We start from the raw sequence: 15,106 nt of genomic DNA on the forward strand, positions 1-15,106 counted from the left end.
CAGCTCCGCGGTCGCCGCGGTGCGGTGACCGGGCCGGTCAGCGGCGTGCCGTGGCCGTGGGGCTGGGCCGGTCAGCGGCGTGCCGTGGCCGTGGGGCTGGGCTCCGGGCCCTCCGCGCGCAGCGAGCGGTGGCCGTGGCCGGGCGTGGGAGTGGGGCGGGGGGCGGGCTTGCCCGCCGCCTCGGTCACCGGCTTCTTCGGGTGGTGCCGGGGCACGACGTCCTGGGGGAAGGTCAGCTGCCCGTTCATCCACGTCAGGGCGGCGGGCATCTCCCGTACCCAGGTGGGGAAGTTGTGGCTGCCGTTCTCGGGGAGGATGGAGACGACCCGCATGGGCGCCCGGACGGCCCTGATGAAGGCCTGGGTCTCGGCGTAGCCCTTCTCGCCGTGCTTGCTGTTGGCGACCAGGACCGAGACCTGCGGCACGGGCAGGTGCTTCAGCCGCCACATCAGGTCGTGGCCGTCGATCCGGGCCTGGCGGCCGGGGCCGTTGCCGAAGAGGTTGCCGGTGGTGGGGTCGTCCTTGACGCGGTAGTCGGGCGACAGGGCGGCGGCCGTGGTGTAGACGCCAGGGTCGCGCATGGTGAGCTGGAGGGCGCAGCTGCCGCCCGAGGAGTACCCCATGACGCCCCAGGAGTTGGCGTCGTGGCCGGCCCGGTAGACGGACTTGATCGCGTCCGGGAGGTCCTTGGCCAGGAACGTCTCGGTCTGCGGTCCGCCGGGGACGTCCACGCACTCGGTGTCGCGCGGCGGGGCGATGGTGGGCCGGATCATCACCATGATCGTCGGCTGCATCCGGCCCTTGCGCTGGAGTTCGCCCGCGGTCTGCGAGACCCGCAGGTGCTGGGCGAGGTTGTAGATGCTGCCCGGGTAGCCGCTGAGGGCGACGATCACCGGGAAGCGCATGCGGTGGTACGCCTTCTGGAAGTACTGCGGCGGAAGGTAGACGAAGGCCGGGTCGACCACGCCGGTGCGGCGGCCGATGATCTTCACGGACTCGACCCGGCCGACGGCCGCGGCGGGCCCGCTCGGCAGTCCGCTCACCCGGCTCAACTGCTGGTCCCCGGAGGGCTGTACGAGCGACGCCCCGTGGACGCTGCTGATGCCGTTCACCGAGCCGCCACCGTTGCCGCCGCCCGCCTGGGTCACGCCGACCGGAGCGGTGTCGACGTTGCCGAGCAGCTCGTTCCAGGAGCCGAAGAACTGGTACGACGAGTTCACCGCGCAGGCGAACGCCGCGACGATCGTCACCTGCGTCACCGCGACGGCCCCGAGCCGCCCCAGCACCTGCCACAGCCCCGGTTTGGCGAACCGCGGCCACAGCCAGACCAGCAGCGCCACACACAGGGCGGCCAGTGCCGCCAGCGCGTATACGGTCGTTCGACTGGTCAAACCCATGTCACTCAGTCCCTGTTTTCCCTGCCCGTGCCTCGTTGCTTCCGCACAGGAGGAGGGCGGAAGAGCCTTCCGCGTTCCGTAACGAGGGATTCAGGAAGAAGACATGACCTGTTACGCCATGTCGGGCAGGGGGTCCGCCGCCGGGAGGTGACGGACGTCATTGACACACCGGATCACCGGAGGTTGTCATGAACACATGCAACCGACCGGGCGCCGAGCGCTTCTCGACGCCGCCCGGGTCCAGGCGGCCGCCCGCCCCGGACTGCTCCTCCACGGCCCCGCCGGCATCGGCAAGTCCGCACTCGTGGCGGCCCTCGCGGCGGACCCGGCCGCCGGGACCGTACTGCGCTGCTCCCCCGCCGAGGCGGACGCCCGGCTGCCCTTCGCCGGGCTCGTCGACCTGTTCGCACGGGTCCCGGAGAGCCGGCTGGAGAGCCTGCCGCCGGAGCCCCGGACAGCGTTGCGCGCGGCCCTGCTGCGCGGCGGACCCGCGGACGACCGCGGCCTGCTCGCCGTGCGCGTCGCCGTCCTCGACACGCTGCGCGCCCTGGCGGCCGACGGCCCCGTCCTGCTGGTCGTCGACGGCCTGCAGTGGCTCGACGAACCGACCGCCGGGGTCCTCGCCTTCGCCGTGCGCCGGCTCGACGCCCCGGGGATACGGATGCTCGCCGCCGAGCGGGTGCCCGACGGCGGCCGGCCCGAGCGGCTGCACTGCTGCCCGCCGGGCACCGTCGAACTCCCCGTACCGCCCCTGACGGACGACGAGACAGCCCGCCTCGTCCGCACCGACCTCGGCGCCGACCTGCCCCCGGCACTGCTCCGGGCGGTCCAGCGGACCGCCGCCGGAAACCCCTACTACGCGCGGGAGCTGGGACGCGCCGCCCGGCAGGCCCCGGCGTCCGCCGGGTTCGCCGCCCTGCCGCCGGTGCCGCCGGGACTGCGCACCCTGCTGCTGGAGCGGGCCCGCGCGCTGCCGGAGCCGGTGCGGCACACCCTCCTCGTCGCGAGCGCCGCGGCCCGCCCGAGCCTCACCCTGCTGCGCGCCGCCGGGCTCCCGGACCCGGCCGCCGCCCTCGCGGAGGCGGAGCGGCTCGGCATCGCGACCGCCGACGCCGACGGGGCCGTACGCTTCCACCACCCCGTGCTGCGGGCGGCCGTGCACGCCGACGCCTCCGAGCACGGGCGGCGGCAGGCGCACGCGCTGCTGGCCCGCGCGGTGCCCGAGCCGGTGGAGCGGGCCCGCCATCTCGCGCTCGCCCAGCCGTACGAGGACGAGGACACCGCCCGCACCCTGATGGCGGCGGCCGGCTCCGCGCGCCACGACGGCGCCCCCTCCACCGCCTTCGAGCTGGCCGCCCTCGCCGCCCGCCGCACCCCGGCCCGCCACCCGGCGGAACGGGCCGAACGGCTGCTGGCCGCGGCCGAGTACGCCTGCGACGCCGGGCGCACCGAGGAGGCGGGCGAGGCCGCCGGGGAGGTGCTCGCCCGGTCCGGCTCGGCGGCGCGGCGGGTGCGGGCCCGGCTGGTCCTGCTGCGCGGTGCCGGGCAGGCGCTGGAGGGCGCGGAGGACCTGATCGAGGACGGCCTGCGGGACGCGGCCGGCGATCCGCGCTCCGAGGCCCGGCTGCACCACTGGGCCGCCGTCCGGGGGCTGCTGTGCGGGGAGTTGACGGAGGCGGCCGGGCACGCCCGGCGGGCCGCGCGACAGGCGGGCGCGGCCGGCGACACCGGCACCAGGATCGACGCACTGGCCACCCTGGCCCGGGTACGGTCACTGGCCGGAGACCCGACCGCCGCCGACGCCGCACTGACGGAGGCACTGACCTTGCTCCGGTGTGGCCCAAGAGCGCCCCAAAGGGGCGCCGGGAACTGCGCCACCAACCACAACGACGCCGCAGACGAAACCCGCCACAGCCCGGCAACGCCCCAAAGGGGCGCGGGGAACTGCGCGATCGGCCACGACGGCGCCGCGGTCGGCACACTGCATATCGCGGCGCTCCCGACCGAGAGCCGGCGGCTGATCCGGATGCGGGCGATCCTCGCCCTGGACTCCGACCGGGTGACCGAGGCCCGCGACCAGGTCGTCCCGCTGCTCGCGGCGGCCGGCGAGCCGGCCGGGGCCGAGGACACCGTGGCGACCCTGGTGGCGCTGACCCGGATCCAGGTGCGTGCCGGCCACTGCCGGGAGGCGCTGCGCACCGCGGCCCGCAGCGCACGCATCCTGGCCCAGGCGGCTCCGGCGCTGTACGCGTCCGCCCTCGCCGCGACCGCCGGCGCCACCGTCGAGGAGGCCCGGCAGCTGGCCGCACAGGCGGTCCGCGCCTCGGAGGCCGACGGCGACCGGCTGTTCCTGATGCGCGCCCTCGCCGTCCTCGGGCAGGCCGAACTGCTCGGCGGTGATCCGCGCGGGGCGGCGGCCGCCGTCGAGGCGCTGCAACGCGTCAGGGAACTCGGCGAGGCGATGTGCGCCGCCGACCCGCCGCTGCTGCACTGGTACGGCGACCTGGCCGAGGCCCTGGTCGTGCTCGGCGAGACGGAGGCGGCCGGCGCGGTGCTGCACGACGCCCGCGCCCGCGTCCCGGACGGGGCACCCGGCAGCGTCCTGGCGGCGCTGGACCGGGCGGAGGGGCTGCGCGAGGCGGGGATCGGCCGGGCGAGGGAGGGAGCGGCACGGCTGCGCACCGCCACCGACCGGCTGCGCCCGCTGCCGCTCCCCGTCGAGCTGGTGCGCACCCTGATCGCGCTCGGCGCGGTCGAGCGCCGGGCCCGCCGCCGGAACGCGGCCCGGCAGGCGCTCGCCGAGGCCCTGGAGACGGCGACCCGGATCGGCGCGGCCCCGCTCGCGGCCCGGGCCAGGGACGAACTGGCCCGGCTGGCGGCCGGGGAGCGCGGCGCCGAGGCGGGCGCGGTCGGGCCCGACCTGACGCCCACGGAGGCGAGGATCGCCGAACTGGTCGGCGGCGGGGCGACCAACAGGGAGGTCGCCGCCGAACTGTTCATCAGCGTCAAGACGGTGGAGGGAACGCTGTCCCGGGTCTACCGCAAGGTCGGCGTCCGCTCCCGCACCGCGCTGGCGCACGCGATGGCGGTCGCCGTCATCGCCTCCGGCGCGGCGGTGGACACCGGCGACGACGAACAACCCGCGACCACCGCACAGACGGTGACGGTCAGTCAGGCCGCGCGGGCCCGGCTTCCCCGGCCGCTCGACACACGCCGTTGACGTGACATCGGCAGTTAACACGTAACGCAAGGGTTCCCCCGCTTACGGGGGTGGGGCCGGAGTTCCTACGGTGATCCCGTTCCGCTTCCGGAACACTCCCCACCCCCCACTCTCCGGAGGAACTTCGGTGAAGTCACGCCTGAAACTGCTCGGTCTGGTCGCCGCGCCGGCGCTGATCACGGCGGTCGTCCCCGCCGCCTACGCGACCGACGCCCCGCACACCGTCCGGGCCGCCGTCGCCGGGGACGTCCTGCCCGGCCTGAAGCACGACGCGGCCCGCACCGGCGAGGTCGCCTCGGGCAAGCGCATATCGGTGGCGATCAGCCTGACGCCCAGAGGCGGCAGCGCCCTCGACACCTTCATCGCGAAGGTCAGCGACCCGCACTCGGCCGCCTACGGCCACTACCTGACGAAGGGCCAGTTCGCGGCCCGCTTCGGCCGGACCGACGCCGAGGTCAAGCAGCTGAAGGAGTACCTGCGTTCGCAGGGCGTCACCGTCGGCAAGGTGCACTCCGGCAACCTGCTGGTGGACGCCAGCGGCACCGCGGCCCAGCTGCAGAAGGCCTTCGGCACCCGGCTGTCGACCTGGAAGGACGCCACGTCCGGCCGCTCCTTCTACGCCAACGACAGCGCGCCGACGCTCCCGTCCTCCCTCGCCGCCATCGTCAGCGACGTGGCCGGCCTCAACAACCGCGTCCAGCTGCACCACCAGGCGACCCCGCACACCGTCTCCCCGCACAACGGCCCCGGCGGCGGCTACACCCCGGCCCAGCTCAAGGGCGGCTACAACGTCTCCGGCACGTACACCGGCAGCGGCCAGAAGATCGCGCTGCTGGAGTTCGACGGCTTCCAGCAGTCCAACATCACCAAGTACGACACCAACTACAGCCTCGGCTCGCCGACCCCGACCGTGTCCAAGGTGGACGGCGGCTCCGGCGCGCTCGGCGACGGCCAGGTCGAGGTCGAGCTGGACATCGAGGTGCTGCACGCGATCGCCCCGAAGGCGAACGTGACGGTCTTCGAGGGCCCCAACTCGGACGCCGGTGAGGTCGACACCTACCAGGCCATCGTCGACAGCGGCATCCCGACCACCTCGATCAGCTGGGGCGCGGCGGAGTCGGCCCGCACCACCTCCAACATCAACGCCGTGGACGCGGTCTTCAAGGCGGGCGCCGCCGAGGGCCTCGGCTTCTACGCGGCCTCCGGCGACGACGGCTCGGACGACGCGGGCGACGGCGGCACCTCCGTCGACTACCCGGCCAGCGACCCGTACGTCACGGGCGTCGGCGGCACCAAGCTGACCGTCACCTCCGCCAACGCCTTCAGCAAGGAGGTGGCCTGGTCCGGCGGCGGTGGCGGCAAGTCCACCGTCTTCAAGATCCCGAGCTGGCAGACGGCCGTGCAGAAGAGCGCGGGCGGCGGCTACCGCCAGGTCCCGGACGTCTCGGCGCACGCCAACCCGAGCCCCGGTGTCTCCATCTACTCGCAGGGCTCCTGGTCCTCGGTCGGCGGCACCAGCGCCGCGGCCCCCGAGTGGGCGGCGTTCGCGGCCCTCTACAACCAGCAGGCCGCGGCGGCCGGCAAGGCAAACCTGGGCTTCGCCAACCCCGCCCTCTACGCGGCGAGCGGCACCGGCTTCCACGACATCACCAGCGGCAGCAACGGCGCCTACTCCGCGGCCACCGGCTGGGACTTCACCACCGGCTGGGGCTCGTACAACGCCTCGACGCTGGCGACGAAGCTCCTCGGCTGACCACACACGCCGGACGCCGAACAACGCACCGCCCCCGCGCGGACCGGGACCACTCCCCGGCCCGCCCGGGGGCGGCCGTTCTCACCTGACGTCGACGAAGTCACCGGCCGCCGTGGCCGGGCCGGTGGTGCCCGTGCCGGCGAAGACGAACCGGAAGTAGCCGTCGGCCCTGGCCTTGGTGGTGGTCCGCAGCGCCCCGGCGCTGCCGCTGGTGACGGTCTTCAGGGTGGTGTAGGTGGAACTGCCCTTCTTGCGGAACTGCAGCTTGACCGCCTGCCCCTGGTAGCCGGTGTAGCTGCCGCTCGACCAGTTCGCGCGGGTGAGCCTGCCGGTGACCGTGACCGTCCTGCCCTTCTTCACCGGCTCCGGCGAGGCGTTGACCGTGACCTTGCCCAGCCGCTTGATCCGGGCCGTGCCCGCGGCGTCGGTCTCCGTCCAGTCGTCGGTGCGGTCCTGGGCCCCGGCGAGCACCTTCCAGGTACCGGCGAGGCCGTTGTGGTCGAGGTCCCGGGCGGCGTCCACGGCGATGCTCACCGTGCAGTCGGCGGTGGTGGGGTCGGCGACGGCCGGCACCACGCACGTACCCGCCGGGTACGCCCCCAGGACGCCGTCCTCGTCGTCGGTGTTCGGGCCGTGCCACAGGTAGGCCCAGGACGCGACGACACCGTCCGGGTCCGTCGCCGTCCACGTGATGGTGACGGTCTTCTTGGTGGTGAGGCCGAGGACGATGTCCTTGCCGCCGTTGACGACGACGTTCGAGAACACCGTGCCGCTCGATGCGGCCCGGTCCGCCGCCAGGGCGGCTGTCGGAGTCACCGACGCGGCGAGGGCGGCAAGGCCGGTGGCAAGGGACACGGCGGCGACGGCCGGGCGGATGCGCATGGATTCCCCTTTCGGGAGCGACGGCTCGCCGCCTGCGTACGGCGAGTCCTGATGCTGCGTCACACCGCCTAGACATGCGGGAGACCGTCACGGTTGCCCCATTGTTCCAACCCTGTTCACCGGGACCGGCCGGGTCAGGATCTGCGCAGCACCCGGTTGGCGCCCGCCACCACCGTGGACGCGAGGACCCAGCCCACGCTGACCAGGACCACCACCACCCACTGCATGGCGCCGTGGGAGCTGTACGACCGCTCCTGCCCGAAGTCGACCACCGGAAGCAGCAGGTCGAGGGTGTACACGGCCGGCTGGAAGTCCGGGGGCGTGCCGTCGCCGTAGGGCAGCGGCGGCCAGGTCGCGAACAGCGCGGTGCCGACGGTGAAGCAGGCGGCGAGCAGCAGCACCGCGCGCAGCGGCCGGTACCCGTAGCCGACGGTGAGGTCCTGCAGGAGGCTCCAGAGCCGGGCGGGCCAGGCCAGGGTGGTGCGTCTGCGGCGCTGTTTGGCGAGCAGGACGAGGCGGGCGTCGGCGTCCCGGCCGTGCCGCCGGTAGTTGGCGGCGAGCTGCTCGTAGGGCTGCGGCGCGAAACCGGCCGGGTCGCGGTCGAGCCAGGTCAGCCGGCGGTGTCCGGGCAGCGCCGGCTTGGTGCTGTCGTAGGCGAGGCCCTCCAGGACCAGCGAGCGGGGCCAGCCGGCCGGGTCGTCGCGGAGCACGCCGACCCGGGTGTGGCTGAGGTCGACGATGCCGCGCGGTGCCTCGCGGGGCTTCAGCGTCAGCTCGGCGGCCGCGGACCGCCGGCAGATCAGGGCCCGCTCCCCCGGCCCCACGTCCAGCAGGGCGTTCTCGAAACAGAGCCTGGCCCGTACGGTGATGCTGCTGAGGAAGATCCGGCCGTGCGCGGTCAGCCCGTCGCAGCAGTTGAACTCCGCCCCCACCTCTATGCCGTTGGCCCGCAGCGCGGCGGCTCCGGCGTGGCCGGCCAGTTCGGCGCCCTCGAAGAGGGCCGAGCCGCCGACCCGGGCGTCGCAGAGGTCCACGGTGCCCTGGGCGACGAAGCCGTCCCGGCAGTCGAGGTCGCCGCCGGCATGCAGCCGGTGGGCCCTGAGCGCGGTGCCCGCCGGATGGTGCAGCCGGGCCCGCCGCAGCACGACGCTGCCCCGCACCGCGGTGTCCCGCATGTCGACGCTGCCCCGCACGGCGAGCCCCGAGCCGGCCTGTAGGTCGCCGCCGACCGATGCGCAGAGCAGTTGCAGGGCGGGGTCGCCGCCCTGTGCGTCCGGACCGGTCAGGGTGGCGTCCTCCAGGTGCAGCGAACCGCCGATCGAGGCGCCGTAGAGGTTGATCCCGCCGTCGCTGGAGAAGCCCCGGTCGAGGTAGAGGCCGCCGCCCACGGTCAGTTCGGGGGCCTGGAGGCAGGCCCGCCCGCCCTGGAGCCGGGCGCCGCGGAAGCCGAGGGTGTCCTGCACCCGGGAGCTCTTGAGCCGGACCGGGCCGGTGCACACCAGTCCGGTCGCCGAGAGGTGTTCCTCGACGGCGAGCGACCGCGCGTCGACGGCCGCGGTGCCCTCGGGCACGTGCACCGTCGAACGGTCGAGCAGCAGATGCGTACCGACGGTCAGGGACCGGAGGTTGAGGGTGCCGTCGAGGGTGCAGCCCACGAACTCGCACTCCTGGCCGACCCGCGCCCCGGCCGCGCTCAGCCCCGGCAGGGCGCAGTCCTTCAGCTGGAGCACACCGAACTGCCCGCCGTCGAAGCAGGGCACCTCGTCGAAGCGGCAGCAGTCGAGGCGTATCGCGCCCTGGACGGCCGCCTCGGCCAGGTCCAGGGCGCCGGTGATCCGGGCTCCGCGCAGTCGGAGCCGGGCCAGCCGTCCGGGCACCGGGCGCGGCGCGGCGACGAGCAGCCGGCGCAGGGCCTCGGCCCGCACCTCCGGCACGTCCTCGCACCACTCGCCCCGCCGGTACGCCTCCCACAGCCGTCGCTCGTGCGCCTCCCAGCCGTCCGGCGGGCCGTCGTCCGACACCCTGTGATCCCCCTTCACACCAGTCCCCGCGAACGGCGGCGAAGCACGACGTTGCTACCCGACCGGTGGGGCGGTCACGCCTGCCGGCCACGGTGACCGTCGACGCCGTCGGGGACACCGGCCACCGGCGCGCAGACCGGCCGGTGGGGTGCCCGCTCGCCCTCCCCTTCCGCGTCCGTGTCCCACGCCCGTCCCAGCGGCCGTCCGTCCCCGCAGGTCACCGCCGTGCGACCGTCCCGGCGTCCCGATCCGGGACGAGGGGATCCGGCCCCCGGGACCGCCGCTGCCAGCATGACCGGGCCGGGAGCTCCCGGCCGACTCACATGAGGGGGAACACAGATGGGACGGAGGACGCTACTGCGGGGCCTGACCCTCGCCGTGGCAGCGGTCCTGCCCCTGTACGGACCCACGGCGGTGCACGCGGCGCAGTCCGCGGCGACCGCCACCGCCACCGCGGTCGCGGTCTGCGGGCACACGAGCGAACAGCCCACGCTGCAACGGGGATCGACGGGGGACCCGACGGTCGAGGCGCAGTGCGAACTCGATCTCGCGACGAAGCCGAGCCGGTACGCCCCGATCGCGGCGGACGGTTCGTTCGGTCCGGCGACGGAGACGCGGGTCAAGGAGTTCCAGGCGTGCGCCGGGCTGGGCGTGGACGGCGTGCTCGGCCCGCAGACCTGGGCGGCGCTGAACACCTGGGCCGCCCAGCCGCACACCTGCGCGGCCCAGGGCACGTCGGCCACCGCGCAGGCGACGGTGTGCGGCCACACCGACACCCGCCCGACGCTGCGCAAGGGCGCGAACGGCGCCGAGGTCAAGGAGGTGCAGTGCCGCCTGAACCTGGCCATGGAGCCGTTCCACTACCCGCCGCTGACGATCGACGGCGACTTCGGGGGCGGCACCGAGTCCCGGGTCGTCGAGCTGCAGCACTGCGCGGGCCTCAGCGCCGACGGCGTGGTGGGCCCCAACACCTGGGCGAAACTGGCCGACTGGTCCGGCCGTGACGTGTACTGCACGCCGCCGCGCCCGGCCGGTCACCCGATCGACGGCCTGGACACGGCCAAGTACCAGCACCCGGGCGGCGCGCCGATCGACTGGAAGGCCGTACGGGCCTCGGGCGTCGAGTTCGCGACGGTCAAGGCCACCCGCGGCCTGAACGTCACCGACGAGTACCTCGCCACCGACCTGCCGGCGGCCAGGGCGGCCGGACTCGCCGTCGCGCCCTACCACTTCTACACCGGCTCCGCGGCCGACACCGGCGGCGCGCAGGCCGACCGGTTCATCGCCGCCGTGAGGGCGACCGGCTACACCGGGCAGCGGGCGGGCGACCTGCCGCCGGTGTTCGACCTGGAGCGCATGGACGACGGCACCGGGCGCTGTCCCACCTACGGCACGGTGGCCGACGCCAAGGCCTGGCTCGACAAGGTGGAGGCGGCCTTCGGCCGGACCCCGGTCATCTACACCCAGAAGTCCTTCCTGGACGACTGCCTGGGCTCGACGACCGCGTTCGCCCGGTATCCGCTGCAACTCGCGGACTACCGCCAGTCGATCACCCAGCCGCCGCTGCCGAACGGCTCGACGACCTGGGCGATGTGGCAGTACACCGACGCCGCGCTGTTCCCGGGCATCAAGGCCCCGGCGACCGCGGACGTGTTCAACGGCACCCAGGCCGACCTGGACCGGCTGGCCAACCGGAGCGGCACCGCGACGGCGTCCTTCTCCGCCGCGACCGCGGCCGCGGCCGCGACGACCTGCTACGGCGGGGCGGTGACGGTGCGCTACGGGGACGTCGTCGACTTCGGCCCGTACTGGACCACCAGCCGCTGCAACGACATCAACATGCGGGTCACCGGCGGAACCGCGGACTACGTGAACGCCTGCGTGAAGTTCGCGAAGACCGGCACCTGCAACCGCTGGACCAAGGTCGGCCGCAGCTGGACGACCATCGCCACCGACGTCCTGGACGGCACCAAGTTCACGGTGCCCAACGGCGTGCCCCTGGAGGGCGACGACGCCGTCATGCAGATCGCCTTCTGACCCGCCGGCCCCACGGAGACCACCATGATCCGCAACAGAACGCTCGCCTCGGCCCTGTGCACCGCGGCCGCCCTGCTGGGCGTGGGCGTCGCGCCCGCCTCGGCGCACACGTCGGCCGCCTCGGCCGCCGCCACCACCTGCTACGGCGGCGCGAAGACCCTGACGTACCACTACCAGGCGGCCGCCAAGGAGTACGGCACCTACACCACGTCCTCGCGGTGCAACGACATCAACCTGCGGCTGATCACGGACGAACCGGGCGTGTACCTGGACGCTTGCGTGGTGTTCGTCGACCACACCACCAAGTGCAACAACGGTGACGCGTACACCACGCACGGTACCGAGTGGGGAACCGTCGCCACCGACGTCAAGGACGGCACCCACTTCGTCCTGCGCGTGCACGCCTACGACACCGACGCGCAGAACGTGACGTTCCAGATCGCCTACTGACCTTTTCCACCAGATCACCCACCGACCTTTCCGAAAGGACGACCGTGACCTTCTCCTCCCGTCCCCTGGACCGCCGCACCATGCTGCGCGGCACGCTGGCCGCCGGCGCCGGCATAGCCTTCGGCCAGCTGCTGTTCTCGGGCACCGCCCAGGCCTACGCGTGGTCGCGCACCCTGACCCAGGGCGCCACCGGCGCCGACGTGACCGAACTGCAGATCCGGATCGCCGGCTGGGCCGCGGACAGCGCGAGCCACAGCCGGGTGGGCATCGACGGGGACTTCGGCCCCGGTACGGCGGCGGCCGTGCGGCGCTTCCAGGCGGCGTACGGTCTCAGTGTCGACGCCGAGGTCGGCGCCAACACCCAGGCGAAGCTCAACTCCCTGGAGCAGTCGGACGGTTCCACGCTGCACTTCAACTGGAGCGAGTTCGTCAACCAGTCGGACGGCACCTTCAACGGCGGCAAGCTGAGCGCGTCGCAGGTGAAGGAGAACGTCCGCCGCTGCATGTACAAGCTGGAGGCGCTGCGCAAGAAGCTGGGCGACAAGCCGATCACGGTCAACTCCGGCTTCCGCAGCATCGCGCACAACGCCGAGATCGGCGGGGCCAGCGACAGCATGCACCTGTACGGCACCGCGGCCGACCTCGACGTGCCCGGGGTGGCCACCAAGACCGTCTACCAGAAGGCCGAGACCTGCGGGTTCTCCGGCCTGGAGACGTACACCGTCGACCACCAGCACGTGGACAGCAGGGCCGACCTCGGCCGTGACTGGTGGTGGGAGGACGGCACGGTCTGACGCCGCTCTCGGGGGAGCGGAGCTCCGGGTACCGCCGCTTCGGTACCCGGAGCTCCGGGCTTCACTTCTTCGGTGTGGTCTGCGGAGTGCTCTTCGGTGTGCTCGTCGGCGTGCTCTTCAGTGCCGCCTCGCAGGAGGGCCAGTCGTGGAAGTCGTGCCGGACGCTCCACAGCCGGTGGGCCGCCCTGATGTTCCAGTCCGGGTCGAACGCCCGCAGCGGTGTGCCGTCGAGGTCCTGCAGGCGGGCGTCGGAGATCTGGAACACGCCCCAGTTGCGGCTGCCGTTGGTGTTCGGCAGTACGTACAGCGGGTCGAGGAACGACGCGCAGCGGGCGACGGCCACCGCGGTGCCGGGATCCTCGACGAACACCTCGCGGATCCGCTTCGCCACCCTGGCCGGCGGCCAGGTCGTCATGGTCACCTGCTGTGCGTAGAGCGCCTTCTTCGTCGCGTCGTCGACCACGTTGGTGGCCGGCAGCCTCGCCAGCACCTGGAACGCGGTCACCCTGCGCAGGGTCTCCGGCCCGAAGTCGCCGTCGACGGCGAGCTTGCCCTTCGCCCGCGCCAGCAGCGTCTGGACCTCACGCACGCAGGCGTCGTGCTGCCCCATGCTCACGGTCTTGCACGCCGGGGAGTCCAGCAGCCTGTCACCGGACGCCGGTGCCGCAGTGCCGGGGGCGCTGCCAGGCAGCCACACGAAGCCGGCCACCAGCACCACCGCGACCACGGCGGCCAGGACCGCGACCCGGGGGGACAGCTTCTCGGGCACCCGGAACCGCCGCGGCCGCCCGGTCTCCGGCGGGGCGACGTCATCCGGTACGGCGGTCACGGGCACCGGATCCGGTACGGCGGTCACGGGCGCCGGTGCGTCCCGGTCGGTGTCCGCCGGTGCGTCCCGGTCGGTGTCGGCCAGCGCCCACAGCCGGTGGAGTTCACGGAGTTCCTCCGCGCCGGCGCCGCACACCCTGGCGAAGGCGTGCACCACGCGGTAGTCCACCGGGACGCTGAGGCCGGAGCAGTACCGGTGCAGGCTGGAACCGCTGACGCCCGCTTCCTTGCCGAGGCGGTCGTATCCCCGGCCGCTGCGGTCCTTCAGCATCCGGAGACGGGCGGCGAACTTCTCGGTATGCGGAGAGGCAACCACACGTCCCCCGTTGCTCAAACCTCTACTGACGGGTAGAAGCTACACCGCGGGAATGGAGCGTGTACGTCCTTCCGCTGCCCCGAAGTGACCGCCAACGACCTTTTCCATGACGGAATTTGACAAGCCGTCAAACAAAGTCGCCCGCTCGCCGGACCCCCGTGCGGCCTACTTGCACTCGACCCGTCCCGCCGGCGCGGTTCCCGTCGTCAGCGCCTCGCACGCCTTCTGCCAGGCGTAGGGGTCGGGCTGGAGCTGGGTGCGCAGGTAGGCCGCGGTGAGACGGCCGAGGGCGGCGACGCGCTCGGGGTTCTCGTCGGTGGTTTCGTCGGCGTCGTATCCCGATATGCCGCCGAGCAGGTGCTCGGCACCGAACAGGGTGAGCAGGGTCTTGGGGGCGGGGGCGAGGTGGTACGGGTCGGCGTGCCAGCCGGGGCCGATGTCCGTGAAGTGCGCGGAGTCGTCCTTGTCCCCGGCGGCGACCAGGGTGGGTGTGGTCATCGTGGAGAAGTCGGTGGCGTGGAAGAACGGCACCTTCTCGGCCATCCAGCCGTTGAGGACGTCGCCGCCCCTGCCGGGTGCGGCCAGCAGCACACCCGCCTTGATCCGGGGCTCACGCAGGTCCACTTCCGCCCCGGTGTCGGGGTCGGTGGTCCGGGCACCCAGCAGCAGGCTCGCGGTGTGGCCGCCCAGAGAGTGCCCGGCGACCGCGATCCGGTCGTGGTCGAGGCGCCCGGCGAGCTGCGGCACGGTGTGCTCGATCTCGTCGAGCCGGTCGAGGACGTGGCTCATGTCCTCGGCGCGCGAGCGCCAGAAGAAGGGGGCTCCCGGGGCGTCGGCGAGCCGCCGGCTCAGGGTCCGGGAGCTGAGGTGGGTGGGCTGGACGACGGCGAATCCGGCGGCCGCCCAGAGGTTGACGAGGGGCGCGTACCCGTTCAGCGAGGAGAGGTGGTGGGAGCCGCCGTGCCCATGGGAGAGCAGGACGACGGGCAGGCCGGTCCCGGTCGCGGGCACGGAGACACGGACCTGGAGGTCCACGGGCCGTCCGGGCACGGACAGGGTCACCGGGCTGTACGACAGAACGGGAGCGGGCGGGCCGAAGACGGCGGCGGTGTCGGTATCGGTAGAGGTGTTGGCGGTTGCGCTCATGGCGAGCGGTTCCCTTCTGCGTCCGGCCACGGCCGGAGAAACGGAACACTGTCCCGATTACTATCCGGAACAGCGTCCCGCTTTGTCAAGCGACGCCGGCCCGTGCCCCCTTGGCCGACCGCGGACGCGGTAACGGTCGTTGCTCGCGAAGGGCTTCGGCGCACGGCCGTAGCCGTACCAGCCGTCGGAGCAGCAGGACACGCACCTCTGCGAGGCGGCCTGGTGCCAGGCCCCCGCGGAGCAGTGCTCGACGTGCACGCTC

The 15,106-nt window shown here is 73.5% G+C and carries 10 protein-coding genes; 5 read left to right on the top strand and 5 right to left on the bottom strand.

The features are described 5' to 3' along the window. Positions 1-71: 71 nt before the first annotated feature. Entirely contained in the window at positions 72-1,397 is a 1,326-nt protein-coding gene (locus tag ACFZB3_RS39230) for an alpha/beta hydrolase-fold protein (protein WP_391385270.1), read from the bottom strand. Between the two features lie 196 nt (positions 1,398-1,593). Here ACFZB3_RS39230 and ACFZB3_RS39235 point away from each other — a divergent pair, with 196 nt between their 5' ends. Together ACFZB3_RS39235 and ACFZB3_RS39240 are read left to right on the top strand one after the other, a co-directional pair. After that, positions 1,594-4,617: an AAA family ATPase gene (locus tag ACFZB3_RS39235; protein ID WP_391385272.1), complete on the top strand. Its 3,024-nt coding sequence runs from the start codon at positions 1,594-1,596 to the stop codon at positions 4,615-4,617. A 127-nt stretch (positions 4,618-4,744) separates the two neighbouring features. Next, positions 4,745-6,370, top strand: coding sequence for a protease pro-enzyme activation domain-containing protein (locus ACFZB3_RS39240; RefSeq protein WP_391385275.1), 1,626 nt, complete (start codon positions 4,745-4,747; stop codon positions 6,368-6,370). Positions 6,371-6,451: 81 nt separating this feature from the next. Here the strand turns inward: ACFZB3_RS39240 and ACFZB3_RS39245 are convergent, their stop codons facing one another. After that, positions 6,452-7,252 (bottom strand): hypothetical protein, encoded by an 801-nt coding sequence (locus ACFZB3_RS39245; protein WP_391385277.1) that lies wholly within the window; start codon positions 7,250-7,252, stop codon positions 6,452-6,454. A 134-nt stretch (positions 7,253-7,386) separates the two neighbouring features. Continuing rightward, the gene (locus ACFZB3_RS39250; protein ID WP_391385280.1) at positions 7,387-9,273 is read right to left on the bottom strand and encodes a hypothetical protein; all 1,887 of its coding nucleotides are present in this window, start codon (positions 9,271-9,273) and stop codon (positions 7,387-7,389) included. Positions 9,274-9,612: 339 nt separating this feature from the next. Between ACFZB3_RS39250 and ACFZB3_RS39255 the strand changes: the two genes are divergently transcribed. From ACFZB3_RS39255 to ACFZB3_RS39265, 3 genes are read left to right on the top strand one after another with little or no spacing between them, the layout of a single operon-like run. Continuing rightward, positions 9,613-11,310, top strand: coding sequence for a GH25 family lysozyme (locus tag ACFZB3_RS39255; protein ID WP_391385283.1), 1,698 nt, complete (start codon positions 9,613-9,615; stop codon positions 11,308-11,310). 24 nt (positions 11,311-11,334) lie between these two features. After that, positions 11,335-11,760, top strand: a complete 426-nt coding sequence (locus tag ACFZB3_RS39260) for a hypothetical protein (RefSeq protein ID WP_391385286.1) — start codon at positions 11,335-11,337, stop codon at positions 11,758-11,760. Positions 11,761-11,804: 44 nt separating this feature from the next. After that, entirely contained in the window at positions 11,805-12,554 is a 750-nt protein-coding gene (locus ACFZB3_RS39265; RefSeq protein WP_391385289.1) for a D-Ala-D-Ala carboxypeptidase family metallohydrolase, read from the top strand. Positions 12,555-12,615: 61 nt separating this feature from the next. Here ACFZB3_RS39265 and ACFZB3_RS39270 read toward each other — a convergent pair whose 3' ends face one another. Then, positions 12,616-13,698 carry a helix-turn-helix domain-containing protein gene (locus ACFZB3_RS39270; protein WP_391385292.1) on the bottom strand — a complete coding sequence of 361 codons (1,083 nt, stop codon included), beginning with the start codon at positions 13,696-13,698 and terminating at the stop codon, positions 12,616-12,618. A gap of 165 nt (positions 13,699-13,863) precedes the next feature. Next, complete coding sequence (locus tag ACFZB3_RS39275; RefSeq protein WP_391385294.1) at positions 13,864-14,844, bottom strand: alpha/beta hydrolase family protein; 981 nt, start codon at positions 14,842-14,844, stop codon at positions 13,864-13,866. Between the last annotated feature and the right edge of the window lie 262 nt (positions 14,845-15,106).

Origin of the sequence: Streptomyces sp. NPDC008092, assembly GCF_042957285.1 — a bacterium.
GTDB lineage: Bacteria > Actinomycetota > Actinomycetes > Streptomycetales > Streptomycetaceae > Streptomyces.

Excerpts from the sequence above, each read along its gene's own strand:
- ACFZB3_RS39230 (WP_391385270.1), bottom strand. The coding sequence starts at position 1,397 with ATGGGTTTGACCAGTCGAACGACCGTATACGCGCTGGCGGCACTGGCC.
- ACFZB3_RS39235 (WP_391385272.1), top strand. The coding sequence starts at position 1,594 with ATGCAACCGACCGGGCGCCGAGCGCTTCTCGACGCCGCCCGGGTCCAG.
- ACFZB3_RS39245 (WP_391385277.1), bottom strand. The coding sequence starts at position 7,252 with ATGCGCATCCGCCCGGCCGTCGCCGCCGTGTCCCTTGCCACCGGCCTT.
- ACFZB3_RS39255 (WP_391385283.1), top strand. The coding sequence starts at position 9,613 with ATGGGACGGAGGACGCTACTGCGGGGCCTGACCCTCGCCGTGGCAGCG.
- ACFZB3_RS39260 (WP_391385286.1), top strand. The coding sequence starts at position 11,335 with ATGATCCGCAACAGAACGCTCGCCTCGGCCCTGTGCACCGCGGCCGCC.
- ACFZB3_RS39275 (WP_391385294.1), bottom strand. The coding sequence starts at position 14,844 with ATGAGCGCAACCGCCAACACCTCTACCGATACCGACACCGCCGCCGTC.